Source organism: Vibrio sp. SS-MA-C1-2, assembly GCF_021513135.1.
Lineage (GTDB): Bacteria > Pseudomonadota > Gammaproteobacteria > Enterobacterales > Vibrionaceae.
The window spans coordinates 1443116-1462124 of record NZ_CP090981.1; the positions used below are offsets into that span (position 1 = coordinate 1443116).

A 19009-nucleotide genomic window follows, 5' to 3' on the forward strand; every position below is an offset into this window, starting at 1 on the left:
TACATATAATAGTCTTACTATGCCCTAGATGGGTCTAATATTATAGTAGGCACTGCCTTTTAATTTAATAGATAAAACCAATTAATCTATTTTCAGCTAAAAAACAGCAGTTAAGAGGTTGGAATTTATGATTGGTAGTGCATAGGACTTAATATTTACTAAGTACCCTTTAGTTATTAAAACTGTTAATAGGTTAATGATGTAACTAACAACTGAGCTGTTTCAAGTCAAAAGGGTATTAAAACATTTAAGGATAGCTATGTTTCAATTTATGACATCAACAAAAATTGTTTTTGGCGAAGGCTCGCTTGATAACTCATTAACCTTATTAAACCAATTTGGTTATAGCGCATTATTGTTAACAGGAGAAGATAGTCAACGTAGTGAGTCAATTATTCGCTACTTTAAACAACAAAATATTCGTTATCAACAGGTTGCCATTTTAGGTGAACCTATGATTGCAATGATTGAAGAGCTAGCAGCAAAAGGACGTAAACTAAACCCAGAAATGATAATTGCGATTGGCGGTGGAAGCGTGATTGATGCGGGAAAAGCCCTTGCGGGGTTAATTCCCAATCAAGGTAGTGTGTATGACTATATTGAAGTTGTTGGGCGAAATATGCCGTTACGAGCAGAACCGCTTCCGTTTATCGCGATTCCAACGACAGCAGGAACCGGAGCAGAAGTCACACAAAATGCGGTCTTGAAATCAGCACAAGAAAATGTAAAGGTCAGTATTCGAAACCCCGAAATGCTACCTAATTTAGCGATTATTGACCCTACATTAACTTATGGTATGGATAAGAGCCTTAGTGGGCGAACAGGGATGGATGCCTTTGTTCATTTGGTTGAATCTTATGTTTGCGGTGAACCAAATCCAATTACTGATATGATTTGCGAAGAAGGATTAAGACGTTTCTCTTCTGCGATACTGCTTGCTTGTGAGGATGATAATCCTAGAGCGAGATCTGATATGTCTTTTGTGGCAATGTTAGGTGGAATGGCGCTTACAAATGCTAAATTAGGAGCTGCTCATGCCCTTGCATCTTCATTAGGGGGACGTATATCAGCACCACATGGCCTGATCACAGCAGAGTTATCGCCTTATGTCATGCAAGAGAACATTGATGCAGCAACAGAAGCAGGGAGAAGCGATATTTTAAATCGCTACCGTCAATTATCCGTGTTGTTGACCGGACGCATGGATGCTGATGTTGATGATTGTATTTTATGGACATCGCGATTATTAAAACGGTTAGAGTTAGGTACTTTAGTGGAGTATGGCTTGTGTGAAGTCAATTTAGATCAAGTCGCTAATGATGCACTTAGAGCGAATGCTATTCGAGGAAATCCGATTCCATTAAATCAACAACGTTTAAAAAACATTCTACAACAGGCTTCAATTTTGTGTCCATTTGAACGAAATCAAGAACAAAGTAGTGCTCAACAGTGCAAAAAAGATCAAGTGATAAACCATGATTCAACGCCACAACTTGGTAACATTTAGTCTAGCTGATTTACAACTATTGTAAAACTTCATTCTTGTTATTGAATATTGGAATAATTGGTTGACTCTTGTGCAATAAAATGAATAATGACGCGCTTGCTTATGCGCAGATATTTTAATTATTCAATTTTTATGGAGTTTCACATGTCAACCAACCAATATGCAAATCCTGGTCCTTTAGGTTTAATGGGATTTGGGATGACAACTGTTCTACTTAATATCCACAATGCTGGATTCATGCCTTTGAATTCAATGATTCTTGCTATGGGAATTTTTTATGGCGGTATTGCACAAATTATCGCTGGTATCCTAGAATTCCGTAAAGGTAACACTTTTGGTACAACCGCATTTACTTCTTATGGCGCATTTTGGTTGTCTCTTGTTGCTTTAATTTTTCTTCCTGAATTAGGTCTTGGTGCAGCGACATCTGCGACAGGCATGGGTTTCTATCTGTTAATGTGGGGCATCTTCACTGCATTTATGTTTGTTGGTACATTACGTTTACCTCGTGCAAAACAATTTATTTTTGCAAGCTTGACGGTTCTTTTTGCACTATTAGCTCTAAGTGAGTTTACTGGTAGCGCAATAATTGGTCGTATCGCTGGTTTTGAAGGTATTATTTGTGGAGCAAGTGCTATTTATTTAGCAGTTGCAACTGTAATCAATGGTGAGCTAGGTCGTACTGTGCTACCAATTGGTGAACTAAAGAAGTAATTTAAGCGACTTACTCCCTTCTTACTTGAAGTATAAGTTGATTAATAACCGGTAAAGCCGTGATATCCACTGTTATCTATCAATAATAGTGAAGTAATGAATAAAGATGGCGAATATGAATAATATTAAACGTATTCAGTTCGCCATTTTTTCTTTTAGCGTTAAACTTTTGGTCTTTAATTATCGTCAAAATGAGATGTTAGGATTTTATTGATGAGCGCATCGCCTTCCTAATACAGTAAACTGCACCGCCCCAAGTCACCCCCAATCCAATGAACATCATCACAATTGCGCTAGTTGTCATATTTCTTCCTCCATGGTAATCGGTTTGGTTGTTGAGTTGATAAATAGTCCAACCAGTAACATCACTGCAAGGACTCCCCAACCTAAAATGAGTAAGTCTAAATGGTCATAGCCGCCATAACCAGTTGAGATGGTACTGACAAATTTACTAATAACGATAAACGTTAAGATCAACGGACTAATAAAACGGAAGCAGAGCGCAAAACCTTGACCCAATGTAAATTCCGATTGTTGATTAACATAATTGTGGATATCAATATTTTTAAATACCCAACCAATAAGAATGAGCTCAACTAAACAGCTGGTTAGAATCGCAATGTTATTAATGAAATAGTCGACTAAATCAAGTAATAACAGACCACCATTACAAGCAAAGGCTAATGAGACAACAAGGCCTACGCCACAGGTGGTGAAAGCGACTTTCTTTCTCTGCCAGCCCGTTTTATCCATGATCGCAGAAACCACCGCTTCAGTGATTGAAATATGCGAGCTGAGTCCTGCCATCATTAAGGTTAAAAAGAGTAAAGGACCTAAAACATAAGGGATAGGAAGAAGGTTTATTGCTTCAGGCAGAGTGACAAAAGCTAACCCAACACCAGCACTGACAACATCAGTAATAGGTTTAGCTTGATCTTGCGCCATATAGCCTAAAACGGCAAAAATTAAGACCCCAGATATGATAGAGAAACCACAATTGATCAATACGATCATACAGGCGTTATTATTGATATCTGATTTGTCAGGAAGGTAACTGGAATAAGCTAGCATTATGGAAAAACCGACACTAAGAGTAAAAAATATTTGTCCATAAGCAGCGGCCCAAACGTTGATATCCCAAATCTTATCGAAATCAGGTTCAAACAGATAATTTAATCCGGTCATGGCTCCAGGTAAATATAGAACCCGTAAAATTAGCGCTAAGATCATTAAGAAGAGCAGAGGCATCATGATCTTGTTTGCACGCTCAATACCTGATTTAACCCCTCTAAACACCGCAATAAAAGTTACTCCCCAAGCTAAAACCATCGGCAGTGCGATGTGGATTTGAATTGAGCCTAACTGACTTGGCGAGTGACCATCCCCTAACTTTAAATATTGACCAAAGAAGAAGGCATTAGTATCTGTTCCCCATGTTTGATTGAAAGCAAAGCCAAAAAATGAGATAGACCAGCCAATAATCGCGATATAATAAACAGCAATCACGGCAGCAATAAAGACCTGAAACCAACCTAGCCACTCTAATTTACTGTGAATGTTACTCCAGATTTTAGGTGCAGAACCGCGAAACTTATTACCTAATCCAAACTCAATAATCATAAAGGGAATGCCAGCGGTTAGCATTGCAACCAAGTAAGGAATAAAAAACGCACCACCTCCATTTTCATAAGCCATATAAGGGAAGCGCCAAATATTCCCTAATCCAATTGCAGATCCAACAGCGGCTAAAATAAAGCCGATCCGAGAGCCCCACTGTTCTCGTTTTATCATAGTTATATCCTTATATTTGTTTTTTTTCTGACCAGAATATTAGGTGAAAAACTAAGGTTAACGAGCTGAAGTGTCGAGATCAATAATGTCTAATTTTTGAGAAAAAATGGTCGTTTAGTTTAATGTGATGGAGTCCTCAGCAATAAAAGGTAACTTGGTTTGTAATAGGAAGAATGGTGGTGGAGTACACTGTGTATTTATTGATTTTTAGTTTGTCTTTATTGTTCTCTTATTTATTGTTATTTCTATTGAATATTAAAAATAAGACAAAAGAGTCTGAGATAAACGTTGAATGGTTATTTCGATTCAATTCATTTTATATTGTGATCGTCCTCCTTTTATTCTTACTCATATATACCTAAAGTAATTGAAGTTGCTAGTCGACGGCAAGTGAATGAGGTCCCATGAATTATATGGTAGGGGCGAATGGCTATAGCCAACAACCTAGCAACGTCCACTCAAAGACGACATGTATTCTCAATTGATTAACGTTGATATAAGGAAATATAATGTTAGATAGTGATCTTAAAATTGCACTTATTATCGTTACTGCAGCTCTATTATCAATCGGTATTTATAGTCTATTAACGCTTTTTAATTAACGATAGCCTCTCATAATGCTTGAAGTTTCAGTCGCTTAACTTTAGATTATTAGGTGAGTAAATCTTAGATATTTGATCGGAGTATATCGGATGGGACAAAGAGTAGTTATTACTGAAAAAGATCAAAAAACAGTTGAGCTGCTCAACACCCTTGCAAAATTAAAAGAAGAGAGAGGAGCAATACCAAAAAAAGTTGCATTGGTGACTCAAGGTGGCGGTGAGCGGGGTATTTTTACTGCCGGTGTTCTGGATACTTTTTTAGAGCAACAATTTGATCCCTTTGAACTCTATATTGGAACATCGGCAGGTGCATTAAATTTGAGTGCTTTCTTATCGAGACAGCAAGGGTACGGCTATCGCTTTATACGAGAAGTGATTGGCGATAAGCGTTTCTTTGATCTATTTCGTTTTATTCGCCATAACCAAGCGATGGATTTAGATTGGGCTATTGGTCTGAGTCAACAGGCAGGGGAATTTGCTCTTGATGTTTCCACTGCACGACAGGTTTTGAAAGGAAAAAAAGCCTTTGCTAGTGCGACTCGTGTGGATTCTCTACATGATCATTATTTCCCTCTTTATCAAAGCGATTGGCAAGAGGTGCTCAAGGCGACCAGTGCGATTCCGATTCTCTACCCTGAACCCGTCAATATGAGAGGCTACAGCTGGATTGATGGAGGCGTATCTGCTGGAATTCCAGCGCAAGAAGCCTATAAGCAAGGCGCGAATATCATTGTGGTTGTTCGTACAGAACCTGCTAATCAATACGATGGGGACTTAGAATTTATTCAACAATTACAACATCAGTTTGAACAACATCTTCCTAACTATTTAAAACGTTTAAACTTGAGTGATAACCTAACACGCTGGCAGCGCTTTCATCAAGAGTTAAGCCAGAAGATGGAACAGTTTCAAGGCGAGCAAAAAAAACAGAATAGTGAGCCTATACCGATCCCTCAAACGCCTAAATTTATTGAACAAGCGTTGTTAAATGGGGAGCGTTGGCTATTTGGTCAAGATAAAATTTATCGTCTCGCTGTTTTAAATAATCGTCCAGCGATGGCAGATTTTTTGGACATGCTTTGGGTCCACTATGTAAGTTATCGTGAGACACAACAGTTTCTACTTAACCCACCCGATGATTTAACGATAATTGAGTTAGCTCCTTCTGCAGAGTTACAGAGTCGAGCACTGCTTAGTCAATCTATGTGGTTAGATCTAGATTATCAGTTAGGTAAAGATGTGGGAGAAAATTTTTTACACATTCTCTCTTCGGTTCTTCAACCTAATACTGTTATTTAATGAGGAGGGGGGTAATGATCATGGATAAGTGTTGTGATATTGAAAAAAGCTCAACGATACAATGATTATCGTTGAGCTTAATTGGTTTTCAGCGCGCTAACTAAAGCAGTTTATCCCCTTTATATTTGGCGTTGCTAGGTTGTTGACTACGTTCGTTCGCCACCTAATAGCAATTCCAATTATTTTAGGTATAAGCCTCTTATTTAATATGTCTTACGCTAATATTTCTTGTAGCCAAGGCCAACCCTGCTTTTTACGGCTTAGGGTATTTTCCATCATTAGCTGGCCATCAACAACATGAGAAGCCAGTTTCTCAGCCCATTCACCACAGAATAGCAGGCGAGTTGTGCTCGTGGTAATGTCTGTTAGCATTAGTGCAGCAAAAGCAAAGTTTTCTTCCTTACAACGACGCTCTAGATCTGCGTGTAGCTCTGCGATCATGCCATCAACTTGCTCTAGTGTTGCTAATTCAATTTGACCAACAATAACGTCACGACCATTGAACGGATAACCTTTAAGATCTTTATCAACAAGTTGAGTCGCAGTTAAACCTTCAATATCGGTCTTTGCAATAAGTAGCTCTTTGATGAATAGATCAAGATCAGTGACTTCAGCAATGGGAGCTAACTCGTAGATTGCATCTTTATCTTTTTGCGTACAAGTCGGAGAAGCAAAACCAACGGTATCACTTAAAATTGCAGACATCATTAATGTTGCTAATTCACGAGTGATTGTCGCTTCTTCCATTTTGAATAGATTAAATAAAATAGTACAAGTACAACCTACAGGCCAAATCCATGCTTCTAATGGATGAGTTGTCGTCACATCACCTAAACGGTGGTGATCAACAATACCTAAAATTTCTGCATCAGCGATATCGTCAGGTGCTTGAGATAGGTCTGAATAGTCAACAAGCCAAACAGATTGCCCAGCAACACCGTGACACATCTCTGGCTGTTCTACACCAGCTTTGTTTAATATAAACTGAGTTTCACGGTTTAACTCGCCTTGACGAACAGCTTTTGCTTCTAGGCCGCGTGCTTTAAGAAGTTCTGTTGCAACAAGTGCAGAACAGATACTATCACTATCTGGGTTTTTGTGACCAACCACTTGGATCATCGTTTTTTCCTTTCAATTCTTAGTTTCTGAGTTAATGTTCTCTCAGCTTGGAGTCAATATCACCTAACTATTGTAATCACTTTTACGGAAAATAAATATTAACTTAACAAAAAAAGAGTAAAAAAAACTAACGATCTGGTAAAAAGGAAAATATAATAGAGAGCATAATCGCTGGGATCATGAGTAATGAATATGCTTAACCCTCTTATTTTCCTTAATTAATATAGTTACATTAACCGCTATTTTTGACTACGTTTTTCTGTCTCATGATATGGATGAGCTATTTTTATTTGAGAGAAAAAACGTGCTGATTAGATTGTCTTAATAGCCTTGATAACATTAAGAAGAAAATGAGTGGGTTTTATTTTATAATCGCCCTAGCATAAATTTTATTGAGAATGAGTATAAACAGATATGGCAAAAGTACGAGCGCGCATTGGATTAAAAGTTGGAAAGCGCAGCCACATTCCTGCTGAGATTGCATCTTTTCATGGGTTGTCATCAGATAAAGAACATATTGCGATGGTTTTTAAAGGCGCGGATAGTGAAGCTGCCCCTCTAGTTAGAATGCACTCTGAATGTTTAACCGGTGATGTATTCCACTCATCTCGTTGTGATTGTGGCGAACAGCTTGATGAAACCATTGAGCGTATGGGCCAAGAGGGTGGTGTGCTACTTTATTTACGCCAAGAAGGGCGTGGTATCGGTCTTTATAATAAAATTGATGCTTATCAGCTACAGAGCCAAGGAATGAATACTTATGAAGCGAATAATCATTTAGGTTTTGGGGATGATCTACGAGATTTCTCTGAAGCGGCGCAAATGTTTAAAGCGATGGGCATCAATAAAATTCGTTTAATCACCAATAACCCTAAAAAAATCACTGAAATTCAAGAGTATGGAATTGAGATTGAAGAGGTTGTTGGTACAGGTGTCCATATTAAAGACGGTAATGAAGGTTATTTAAAGGCGAAAAAGTCTCACGGTCATCACGATCTTGATATCGATGAATAAGCGACGACTTTATTCACCTTGTCTCATTTCATTTTATTCGTCATAAATTTGATGATACGAACAGTTAAAGACAAAAAAAGCCTCTGATTAATAGACAGAATAGAGTTATTAATCAGAGGCTTTTCTATTTTTTAGCGCGTAGATTGATATTATTTAAGTCTTTGCTTTATTATCTCTTGTGCAATCTCATCATTGAGCGCAAAAAATGTATCAATATGGTGAAGAATATAGGTTCTACTCTCTCTAGCACCCGATTTAAACTCACTAAATTTACTTGGTTTAATCCCAAGTACCTTCGCCGATTCAGTACCAGATAACTGATATTTTTCCATGAACTTCTGATAAATATTGTCGTTATTATCGCTCATAAAGTTTCACTATATTAAAAGTGGTTATAAGGTTTATATGCTTACTTGATTCATTAATAAAATAAACCTTATTCATAAAGGTGAAATTATATCAGTATTTGCTATAAAATAAAAAACTTCCTTAATTCATTAAAGAAACGTAACAAAATGCTACATTCTCTTGTATTACTTCTGAGCCTTTATATTATAGCAGGGTGAGATAACCGGTAATAAAACATTTAGTTGATTACCAATGATTAATGAAAGGATATAAACAGCTATGAAACGTATCGCTCTATTTTTAGCGACCAATTTTGCCGTATTGATTGTTTTCAGTATCGTATTAAATATTGTCTATGCTTTTACTGGCATTCAAGCTGGTAGCTTATCTGGTTTACTGGTGATGGCCGTTATATTTGGTTTTGGTGGATCGTTGATTTCACTCTTTATGTCCAAATCAATGGCTCTTCGCTCTGTTGGTGGTCAAGTGATTGAACAACCAAGAAATGAGACGGAACATTGGTTAATGACAACGGTAGCAAGACAGGCTCAGCAAGCTGGTATTGGTATGCCTCAAGTTGCGATTTATCAATCAGCGGATATCAATGCTTTTGCCACCGGTGCAAAAAAGAATGAAGCTTTAGTTGCTGTTTCAACTGGATTGATGCAAAACATGACGCGTGATGAAGCAGAAGCAGTATTAGCTCATGAGATTAGTCATATTGCTAATGGCGACATGGTGACATTGACGTTGATTCAAGGTGTCGTTAATACCTTTGTCATCTTTATTGCTCGCTTAGTTGCTGGTCTTGTTAGTGGTGTGATGAGCAATAACGATGATGGTGAAGAGAGTGGCGGTAGCTATATAACTTACTTTATTGTTTCTTCTATCATGGAAATCTTGTTTGGCTTCTTAGCAAGCACAATCGTGATGTACTTTAGCCGTTACCGTGAATATAAAGCCGATGCAGGTTCTGCTCATTTGGTTGGTAAGCAGAAGATGATCGCTGCACTTGAGCGTTTAAAGATAAGTCACGAACCTCAATTAGAAGGCTCTATGATGGCATTCGGTATTAATGGTAAGCGCTCTTTAAGTGAGCTATTTATGAGCCATCCACCTCTTGATAAGCGTATTAATGCATTACGTAATGAAGATCATCTTTAATTAAAGAGTGTAAACAGTATTAAAGAGAAGAGTACCAATACAACTGAAATGATCAATTACCATTTAAATTGATTCTGTTATTTGGTTCTAAAAAGGCCACCTAAACTGAGCGATAATTTCGAACAGTAATAGGTGGCCTTTTATTTGATTCATCGTTATCAGTTGGGGGTAAGTTTAAGCGATAGCCGCTTGTTTACGTCCTTTTTTAAATAGCGAGAAACCAAAAGTAATAAACAGTAATTGCCCTGCCATTACGAATGTCACACCGATTAAACCGGTATTAGCTAAACTAGAAACTAACGCGCTTGCAGCAAAACTTAACAGTGTCTGTAGGACATTTAATAATCCCGCTGCCGTTGCACTACAGTGTTTAAACTCGCTTAAGGCTTGGTTAACAACAATCGGGTAGATAGCACCATTACATGCTGCCATGACACAAAATGGAATTAACACTAAAACAATGGTTGTTGGTTGAGTTAATGCAATCGCCACCATTGATAAGATGCTTACCGCTAGAACAAGTAATAGCCAAGGGAGAAGTTTTGGTCCCTCAATTTTATTTAATAAAGAACGACAACCATAACCACCAATAATGAATGCAATTGTTTGTGGAATATAGCTTAAGCCAATATCTGCACCAGAATAGCCCATCGCAGACATGACAAATGGTGAACCTGTTAACCATGCAAAGAATGCTGCAGAACAGCCCGCATAAATCAGCATGTTACCTTTGAAATTGCTTGAACTGAAGATTTCACGATAATCTTGTTTTAACTGCTTAAACCAAGATTGAGAAATGGCTTTTTTCTGTAAAGATTCTGGCTGGAAAGCAGTTGCTAAAGCTAATAAAGCACCAAGTCCAATTAAAGTATAAAAGATTGATCGCCAGCCTAAGTGAGCATCAAGGAATGAACCTAAAAGTGGAGCCAACGCTGGTGATAGCGCAACAAGTGGCATGATAGTCGCAAAGATACGCTGACTTTGAATACTATCGTAACGGTCGATAACAACAGCCTGCCAGATAACTGCAGCACTACATGCCCCCAATGCTTGAAAAAATCGCATTGTCAGAAGAACATAGATAGATTCAGTTGTCGCACAAACAAAACTCGTAATAGCAAAAAGGGTTAAACCAAAAATTAGTGCTTTTTTACGACCAATACGATCTGATAACGGACCATAGACCAATTGACCGAGTGCCATACCAAGTAAAAAGATACTCATTGTCCAGCCGATCATGCTTTTATCTGTCATTAAACTTTGTTGCATAGAATGGAACGCTGGAAGGTACATATCAGTGGCGATAAAACCTAACATGCTCAAACCAGCAAACCAGATAAAAGTAAATGTGTTTATTGCTACTCTCATTAAATCATACTCTTTTCATTATTAATTATAATCGGCGCTATTCTAGGGCTAGATGTTTCCCGTGTGAAACAGTATTATTTGATGCATGGTTTCAAAAAATTTGATGCGTATGTTTTCATATCAAGAATTACAAGTTATTGACGTGGTTGCTAGGCGTGAAAGCTTTTCTGCTGCGGCAGAGGAACTTCATAAAGTACCTAGTGCAATTAGTTATACCGTTAAATTGGTTGAAGAGCGTTTATCAGTCAATTTATTTGAAAGGCTTCATCGACAAGTTAAGTTAACCCCTGCCGGAGACTACTTTGTCAAAGAGGCAAGAAAAATGATGAAATCGATGGATGATCTTCGTCGACAAACTCAGCGAGTTGCAAATGGTTGGGAGCATACTGTCTCTCTCGCATTAGATAATGTGGTTAGAGAGGATAGAGTCAGTGCTTTAGTGCGGGACTTCTATCTTCAATTTCCTAATGTTGAACTCTCCATTACGATGGAAGTATTTAATGGGGTTTGGGATGCATTAGCAGATAAGCGTGTAGATTTAGCCATTGGTGCAACGACAGCCATACCTGTTGGTGGAAACTTTGCTTATCGTGAGATGGGCTATTTGAAATGGAAATTTGTTGTGAGTCAACACCATCCATTAACCCACCACCAACAACCTTTACGTGAAGATGAGCTGTATCAATATCCAGCGATTACTTTAGAAGATACCAGTCGTCGGCTGCCAAAACGAAATACGTGGTTATTTGATAATCAACGCCGTTTGACTGTACCTAATTGGTATAGTGCAATTCAATGTTTTAATGCAGGATTAGGCATTGGTGTAATGCCTGCTCATATCGCTGAACCATTGATTGCAAGTGGGCTGGTGGTTGAGAAAGAGTTAGCGGTGCCTTGCCCTGATAGTCCATGTTGTGTAGCTTGGAATTTAGACAAGATTAATCCACCCATCGAGTGGCTATTAAACTATTTAGGTGATAGTTCAAAGTTGCAAGATGAGTGGTTATAACTTTTTTGATCCGACGTCTATACCCTCCATACTTGAAGTTGCTAGGTTGTTGGCTACACTCGTTCGCCCCAATTATATAGCACATCTATATTCATGGAGCCTCACTCACTTGCCGCCTACTAGCAACGCCAATAATTTTAGGTGTAAATATTGATTAGAGTGATAAGAAAAAGAGAATAAAAACAGGAACAAGTAAGCTTAATAAGAAGCCGCTAACAATTGCAACAGGAATACAGCGAACGCCGCCTGAATTCTGAATAACAGGAAGAGTAAAATCCATTGCTGTTGCGCCGCCATAACCAATAGCGGTATGAGGGTAGCGGCGAATAAGTAAAGGAATGACCACAATTGCCACTAATTCTCTTAAGAGTTCATTCATAAATGATGCACCGCCATAAATGGGGCCCAATCCATCACCCATTAATATTCCCGCTAAAGAGTACCAGCCAAAGCCTGAAGCCATCGCTAAACCGTGGTTATAAGGAATAGACAAAAATTTTGCAGCAACTAAACCACCAATCCAAGAACTAAGGATAATCACCACTGCGATCGCAAGACCATGCTTATTTAAGATGATCTGTTTTAGTGTCATACCGCTATTTCTAAGCTGAATGCCAATTAAAAAAAGTAAAATTAATAATACCATTTCACTGGCTGCATCAACCCATCCCAGATGATCTGGAATAAATAGCCCAATAAATAGACCACCAATAACAACAAACATCAATTTCAGCGACTCCATTACCATTGTGAGAATAGGCAGTTGTTTATGATGTTGTTCGGTATCCATCGGCATGATTTTATCGATCAGGGGTAAGGTTGCAAAGTTGGCCAATGTAATACAGCTAAAGAAAACTAATGTATAAGTGAGGATCTGGTTGAGGTTTTCGGTTAAGTTATCTAAGCTCGCAAGGCTTAGTCCCATTAAACCTAAAATGATAAAAACCAGTCGGCTAGTTAAACTATTAATCTGCTCAAGATGGTTTTTTTGTTTTATTGGAATGAGGTACCCAATAATCAGTGGTAAAAAAATGTATAGCATCCCTGTGTACATAATTGTCGCTTATTGGTTGATAGATGGATAGTGATTTCAGGGTAACAGTCAGTTAAATAGTTGGTCAATCATTAACTTATTTGATATCGAATCATTTCTATTTATGATGCTTTTTGCTATATCATCGTCATACTTGAAGCGACTAGATTGTTGACTGTGTTAGCTCCAATTATATAGAAAAATCATTTTCATGGAACCTCACTCACTTGCCACCTACTAGCAACTCCAATTATTTTAGGTATATGCTCATAGACTGTGATTTACTTGTCGTCAACTAAAAACTCCCCTTATTTTTACAATGAAATTATAAAGTTAAAGAGTTGATTTCATAAGTTAGAGTGATTTAACTAATTGGCCTCAATATTGGAACTGGAATTTGAATCACAAAACCATATAAATAAATTGCAGTGATAATCAAAATAGATAAAAATGATAACCAAAGGGAGATATAGCAACAAGGATGAATAATTATAAATTGTAATAAAGAACTTCAAATATAATATTTACCTAATATAACGATGAGTCTATATTTGAAGTTAGGAGCAAAAATGAAAAAAGTACTTCTAACAACATGCATCTCTGCAACATTATTACTTGCTGGCTGCCAAACAACAAACCATTCAAATAATGATAGCCAAGTAAACACAACCAATGCTCAAAAAATGAGCGTTGAAAAGTTTCAACAGCTAATGACTAATGCACCTAAGTATAATGGTTATAATGATTTCACTGCTGAGTACGCTCACTATATAGATAATGATAATATTTATTATATTGATACTACTTTTACTCAAGATGAGTGGCATCAGTTAAATGAAAAATCAGGTGATGGTTATTTTATTAAAAACTCAATTGCAGTCACTAATCAGCCTATTACAAAAGAACAGCAAGGTAAACAGGCTCTAATTACTGATCCTAATGACTATGTTGTTTTTGATAATGACTCAAAATACTGGCATAACAAGAAAAAAATTAACACTGAGGAAAACTCCACACATCATGTGGTATCTAAAGATGTTAAGCAATCGATACTAAATCATCAAGAGCGAGTCTATTTTACTCTTAGTAATGCAGAGCTTTATTCTGTCAGTCATGGAAGTTATGTTGGCTACCCAGTGAATTGTCATCAGCGTTTAGTTAAATCAGAATCGAGCAATATAAAAGAGTTGAGTCGTGGTTGTTATGTGAGTGCTGACATTGTGAAAGTAGAAATACTTAATTAATCATTTAAATATTTAATTATTAATTAATAGAAAGAGTCCAATAATTAATTGGGCTCTTTTTTTTATGTCTGATATATAAGTTTTAGTGGTGGTTTTATAGGGAACCTTTCAGATACGTAACCGAGAATAACCTTGATGATATATTCTTAATAATAAGAATACGAGGGGATTTAATTGGAATAATGATTTTAAAATGGAAAGTGCTCATGCAATATAATGACAAATACCTATTTATTACATTAAATATGTGAGGTTGAAATTGCAATAAATGTAAATATTTATGGTAAGTATACTTTTAACGCGACAGAATAAATAGTGTGTTAACTTATTCTATTTAAAGTACTTGTTGTCGTAAATAGATACCTGACTTGAATTTATTTTCTACTGTAAACCAGTCTCAATTAAGGAAGATAAGCGAACTTAAGGAGAAGTTATGATTAATATAAATAAGATTACCAAAGAAAGAGTAAGTCGATATTGTCATCAATTTGGTCCAGTTCAGACTCGGACGATGTTTGGTGATACGGGTTTTTTTATTCATGGTGCAATTTATTTTTGGCACCATAAAGACAGGCTCTATTTACGTGGAGGAGGCGGACTTGATCAACTATTGCTTGAACATGATTGTGAAGCTTTTGATTTTAAAAAGAAATCCACAATAACCAGAGTAAGGTATTATGATATTAGTCGTTATTTTAATGATACCGCTCTTAGCTGCCAGATTAGAGTTAACTCTTGGGTATTGACAGCCATTATAATATCTCGAGTTGATAAGTGTGTTGAAGAGCGAAATGAGGGGAGTCGACTTAGAGATTTACCTAATCTACAACTCTCTTTAGAGCGCATGTTGATTCGAGCTAAAATAACAGATTGTCAGAGCTTTAAATCATTAGGGCCTTTAGAGTCTTACCTGAGAGTCAAGAAGATCTATGGAAGAGGTGCAAATAGAGAATTGTTGTGGAAGTTCGCGGGAGCATGTTACAACTATCATTGGCAACTACTACCTAATGAAATCAAGGCTGAGTTAATGATAGAGCTTCAACAGAAAGACAAGTTAATAAAAACTCCATGAGTATATGTTATCTATTTTCATAGAGTATTCATGGAGTTTTAATGATGGTTTTTCGTTATTGTTATAATAAATCTTAAATCTTAAATCTTAAAGCGTGCAGTAAACATAAGTTGTTCATTGTAAGCTTCATTGATTCGGAATTCTGCACCTAAGGAGAATAGTTCAGAGGTATGAAACCGTCCAAAAATAGATCCAGTAGTCTCTTCTACATCATCCGCAGATAGGTGACCAATTTTACCGCCAACTTCTATTTGAGCACCTAACCATTGACGATAACCTAAGTTAATTTCAATACCGTAAGCATCATCATGGTCACTCATACGGGTTTTTAACCCTCTAGCTAACAATTCTCCGGTGATATCGGCCCAATTTGTGACTGGGGCATGAAAACCAGCACCAGCAGCAAAATCCCAATCATTATCAAACTTTGAGTCAAATCGAGCGACAACGTGAGCATTTGGGTGAATAGATTTACTGATTTCAGCACCGTAGGTTAATGGGCTCGCACCAATTCGAGCATCAACATAGTCATAATTGAAGTTACTCATCTGTGGGGCTTGATGGTCATCCATAGCAACCGCAGCTGAAGAGAAAAGGGCGATCATTAGAGGCGTCGTTATTAGCGATTTACGCATAGGGGATTCTATTCCTTGAATGGTTATTTTAAATATTATCTTTACTCTCAATAGTATAGGTTAATTTTTGGTAAATATGAAAGAGGGTAAAAGGCAAGAAATTGTAAATTTTTAATTAATAATGTGGTGTGGTTAATATTATTATATGTTCAAAAAATTGGATTTTTTATACAAATGGTCAGTGAGATCCCATCAATATCGATGTGCTATTTAGATAAATTATATCGACCTTGTATGTAAATAGATTAAAGAGAGGGGGACGGTCTTGCTCCCCCACATTTTATTCGACTTAATAATCAGATAAGCTTTGACGATTTTGGCTAATAGCATTCAAAATTTTACCGGTATCAAGCGTACTTGCCCATGTCATTGGATTTTTATCATGTTGGATAACAAACTCGGTGAGTTGCTCGATGACAACGGCTTTTAGTTCATCTTTATTCCAAGGCTTAGCGATAAAGTAGTCGATACTATGATTATTAATTGCGGTAATTGTTTCTGGTAGTCCTGCTTGCCCAGTTAATAAGATCTTTTGGGCATTTTTCGTTTCATCTTTCTCTGTTAGTTCAATTAAAAAATCAATACCGGTCTCTTTTGGCATTTGATGATCACAAAGAACAAGAGCGAGTGTCACCCCTTCTTTTTGAGCATCAATAATAACCTCTCTTGCCTCAGCAACAGACTCTGCAGCTTCGAGCATGAAGTGAGCCTCAAGGTCGGTGATATCATGTAATACACTGTCTAAAACTTCTCTTTCATCATCGATACAGATAATTAAATATTTATTCATACGAGCTCCTTATTAATTATAAATTTAGGTTAAGTTTTGTGACTTAGGTCTCTGGTTGGTTAAAGATATTCGATTGCAGAGGAAGAGTGACCACCATTTTTGTAAATTGATCGAGTTTAGAATGAACGGTAATCGAACCGTTATGTTGATGAACAATTTGCTGACAAATCGATAAGCCAATACCGAGACCAAAATTACCTTCACTCTTTGTGGTAAAATTGAGCTCAAAAATACGTTCAATTTTTTCAGGAGAAATACCTTCACCATTATCTTCAATTATGATGACTAATCTTGGTGAAAGAGAGTCATGGATATATTGAGTGGACACAGTTAAAATATTTTCTTGCAAATTGGATCGTTTAAGTGCGTTCATCGCATCAAGTGCATTGGAAATTAAGTTGGTCCAAACTTGTTGCAAAGCAATGGGGTGACATTCGATTAAAGGAAGATCTGCATAGTCTTTGATGACCGTTATTTTTTTTAACTGATTATCAAAAATGGTGAGCGTATCTTCTAGCCCTTCATGGATATCTATGGTTGATATCATCTCTAAATCTTGTCGAGCATAACTCTTTAAGCTTTTTACCAGATCAGAGATACGTTGAGAGCAGACATTTATTGAACGAAGAAAATTTCCTGCTTGATAAAATTCATGCCACTGCTGGATCACCTGATTACGTTGGCTACCCAGTGGTTTTATCCAATGTTCTATTTGTTGGTCACGACTTAATCCCATTAATACGACTTTTTTTGCTAAGTGGCGATCTTCTATAATCGGTGTGAGCTTTTTCGATTCTTCTCTCATGACCATTGTTGATATTGGTTTTGACACTAAGGCTTGTTGTAATATATTAATTCCTTGCTGTTGTTGTTGCTCGTTTAACGTGTTATTCAGCAAAGAGGGAATACTCTTTTTTAAGGTGTCTGCACCTCGAAGAATGGCCGATATAGGATTATTGAGTTCATGAGCAACGCCTGACACTAATTGACCGAGCATCGCCATTTTTTCTTTATTGATTAATTCTTGTTGAGCAACTTCTAAAGATTTTAACGTGGATTGCAATGCCATTTCCGTCGTAATACTGCTTTTGATTCGACGGTTAAAGTGACGCAACAGTAAGTTAGTAAATAGCGGTAGTAATTCACTACGAGTATGCATGACTTTAGCGAATAGCTTTTTATCTAATTTAATCACTTTGGTCTGAGCAAGTGTAATTCCTGTGGAAAAAGAGGGCTCACCAGAAATAAAAGACATTCCTCCTACTAAAGCACCACTACCATGACGAATAACTTCATGTTTCTCACCATGGTTATCTTGTTTAAAAAGTGCGACGGAACCTTCAACAATAAACCAGAGATAGTAGTTGGGATCACCCTCAATCGTTAAGTGGTGATTTTTGCTGTAAGTTCGACAAGCATGGCCGTCATCGTTACCATCGAAAAAGTCATAAAGTGCAGAGATGACTTGATTGGATAAGTCTTGATCATCTAAATCATGATAGTTAAGAAAGCCTGAACGATAGTTGGCCATTTTTTGTTCAAAGTAACTTTTTAATATTCTCTGAGTATCTAAAATCGGACTGTACTTTAACCAATTATCAGGGGCAGATTTTAATATAAAGTTAGTTAATTCTCGGCGAATAACGGGTTGAATATCTTCTGGCTGCCAGGGTTTGGTCATACAGTGATCTAACCGTCCTTCATTGACCGCCGCCATAATTGTTTCCAGTTGTAGCAGATCATTGAGAAGAATTTTTCGTGCTGGGCGAGTTTTATCTTGGTGAGAGAGTTTAATTAAAAAGTCCACCCCCCGCTGTTGATTGAGTTCATTATCACAAATAACTAAGGCGAGATGTTGCCCTTTTTGTTCAATCTCTTCTATTTTTAAGTCAGCCTCTTCGATGGTATATGCACAAATAACGTCAAAGAGAGAGGAAAATGGAGTGAGATCAACCGTAAGTTGATGAACAACCATAGGGTCATCATCAAGACAAATAATCGCAAACTTATGCACTAGGCTGCCCCTTTTAGTAATGAGAGTTCATTGATTATTATCATTATTTTCTTTATTAGTTTAGCTTAAATAATAGTGTAGAGTCTGAGAGATCCTCGACATAACACAGTAATTTTTTCTTTTTTAACAAAAATTATCGTCAATAGTTGGAGCGGATAATTGAGATCGTTCCATAATAAATATGATTTTTGATGTCTCTATAATTGGAATGATAGAGATACACCGTATTCACTGAAACAAGGTGCTATATCTAATAAGTAAAGTTTCACCTATTCTTAAAATAGGA

At 37.0% G+C, this 19009-nt stretch carries 17 protein-coding genes; 8 read left to right on the forward strand and 9 right to left on the reverse strand.

The window, feature by feature from the left end; genetic code table 11:
* Positions 1–259 precede the first annotated feature (259 nt).
* Both L0B53_RS11135 and L0B53_RS11140 read left to right on the forward strand, forming a co-directional pair.
* Positions 260–1507, forward strand: coding sequence for an iron-containing alcohol dehydrogenase (locus L0B53_RS11135; RefSeq protein ID WP_235062104.1), 1248 nt, complete (start codon positions 260–262; stop codon positions 1505–1507).
* Positions 1508–1651: 144 nt separating this feature from the next.
* On the forward strand, positions 1652–2221 hold the full coding sequence (locus tag L0B53_RS11140; protein WP_235062105.1) for an acetate uptake transporter: 570 nt from the start codon (positions 1652–1654) through the stop codon (positions 2219–2221).
* 199 nt (positions 2222–2420) lie between these two features.
* Here the strand turns inward: L0B53_RS11140 and L0B53_RS11145 are convergent, their stop codons facing one another.
* Complete coding sequence (locus tag L0B53_RS11145; protein ID WP_235062106.1) at positions 2421–2525, reverse strand: MetS family NSS transporter small subunit; 105 nt, start codon at positions 2523–2525, stop codon at positions 2421–2423.
* Positions 2522–4009, reverse strand: a complete 1488-nt coding sequence (locus L0B53_RS11150; RefSeq protein ID WP_235062235.1) for a sodium-dependent transporter — start codon at positions 4007–4009, stop codon at positions 2522–2524. Before L0B53_RS11150 ends, L0B53_RS11145 begins: the two co-directional genes overlap by 4 nt.
* Before the next feature lie 695 nt (positions 4010–4704).
* Here L0B53_RS11150 and L0B53_RS11155 point away from each other — a divergent pair.
* Complete coding sequence (locus L0B53_RS11155; RefSeq protein WP_235062107.1) at positions 4705–5913, forward strand: patatin family protein; 1209 nt, start codon at positions 4705–4707, stop codon at positions 5911–5913.
* 213 nt (positions 5914–6126) lie between these two features.
* Here L0B53_RS11155 and L0B53_RS11160 read toward each other — a convergent pair whose 3' ends face one another.
* Positions 6127–7032 carry a manganese-dependent inorganic pyrophosphatase gene (locus L0B53_RS11160; protein ID WP_235062108.1) on the reverse strand — a complete coding sequence of 302 codons (906 nt, stop codon included), beginning with the start codon at positions 7030–7032 and terminating at the stop codon, positions 6127–6129.
* A gap of 414 nt (positions 7033–7446) precedes the next feature.
* Here L0B53_RS11160 and ribA point away from each other — a divergent pair, with 414 nt between their 5' ends.
* Positions 7447–8046: a GTP cyclohydrolase II gene (ribA, locus tag L0B53_RS11165; RefSeq protein ID WP_235062109.1), complete on the forward strand. Its 600-nt coding sequence runs from the start codon at positions 7447–7449 to the stop codon at positions 8044–8046.
* 149 nt (positions 8047–8195) lie between these two features.
* Here ribA and L0B53_RS11170 read toward each other — a convergent pair whose 3' ends face one another.
* On the reverse strand, positions 8196–8414 hold the full coding sequence (locus L0B53_RS11170; protein WP_235062110.1) for a hypothetical protein: 219 nt from the start codon (positions 8412–8414) through the stop codon (positions 8196–8198).
* Between the two features lie 259 nt (positions 8415–8673).
* On the opposite strand from L0B53_RS11170, the gene htpX reads away from it, so the two are divergent.
* Positions 8674–9558, forward strand: coding sequence for a protease HtpX (gene htpX, locus L0B53_RS11175; protein WP_235062111.1), 885 nt, complete (start codon positions 8674–8676; stop codon positions 9556–9558).
* Positions 9559–9732: 174 nt separating this feature from the next.
* Here the strand turns inward: htpX and punC are convergent, their stop codons facing one another.
* Entirely contained in the window at positions 9733–10926 is a 1194-nt protein-coding gene (gene punC, locus L0B53_RS11180) for a purine nucleoside transporter PunC (protein WP_235062112.1), read from the reverse strand.
* 109 nt (positions 10927–11035) lie between these two features.
* Between punC and punR the strand changes: the two genes are divergently transcribed.
* Positions 11036–11935: a DNA-binding transcriptional activator PunR gene (gene punR, locus L0B53_RS11185; protein ID WP_235062236.1), complete on the forward strand. Its 900-nt coding sequence runs from the start codon at positions 11036–11038 to the stop codon at positions 11933–11935.
* A 154-nt stretch (positions 11936–12089) separates the two neighbouring features.
* Here the strand turns inward: punR and L0B53_RS11190 are convergent, their stop codons facing one another.
* The gene (locus L0B53_RS11190; protein ID WP_235062113.1) at positions 12090–12989 is read right to left on the reverse strand and encodes a lysine exporter LysO family protein; all 900 of its coding nucleotides are present in this window, start codon (positions 12987–12989) and stop codon (positions 12090–12092) included.
* A gap of 548 nt (positions 12990–13537) precedes the next feature.
* Between L0B53_RS11190 and L0B53_RS11195 the strand changes: the two genes are divergently transcribed.
* Together L0B53_RS11195 and L0B53_RS11200 are read left to right on the forward strand one after the other, a co-directional pair.
* Positions 13538–14212 carry a hypothetical protein gene (locus L0B53_RS11195; protein ID WP_235062114.1) on the forward strand — a complete coding sequence of 225 codons (675 nt, stop codon included), beginning with the start codon at positions 13538–13540 and terminating at the stop codon, positions 14210–14212.
* A gap of 433 nt (positions 14213–14645) precedes the next feature.
* Positions 14646–15284 (forward strand): TfoX/Sxy family DNA transformation protein, encoded by a 639-nt coding sequence (locus L0B53_RS11200; RefSeq protein WP_235062115.1) that lies wholly within the window; start codon positions 14646–14648, stop codon positions 15282–15284.
* Positions 15285–15364: 80 nt separating this feature from the next.
* Here L0B53_RS11200 and L0B53_RS11205 read toward each other — a convergent pair whose 3' ends face one another.
* The 3 genes from L0B53_RS11205 to L0B53_RS11215 all read right to left on the reverse strand — a co-directional run bounded on the left by L0B53_RS11205 (position 15365) and on the right by L0B53_RS11215 (position 18723).
* Complete coding sequence (locus L0B53_RS11205) at positions 15365–15919, reverse strand: hypothetical protein (RefSeq protein ID WP_235062116.1); 555 nt, start codon at positions 15917–15919, stop codon at positions 15365–15367.
* A 289-nt stretch (positions 15920–16208) separates the two neighbouring features.
* Positions 16209–16709, reverse strand: coding sequence for a response regulator (locus tag L0B53_RS11210; RefSeq protein ID WP_235062117.1), 501 nt, complete (start codon positions 16707–16709; stop codon positions 16209–16211).
* Between the two features lie 43 nt (positions 16710–16752).
* Positions 16753–18723 (reverse strand): ATP-binding protein, encoded by a 1971-nt coding sequence (locus L0B53_RS11215; protein ID WP_235062118.1) that lies wholly within the window; start codon positions 18721–18723, stop codon positions 16753–16755.
* Positions 18724–19009 lie beyond the last annotated feature (286 nt).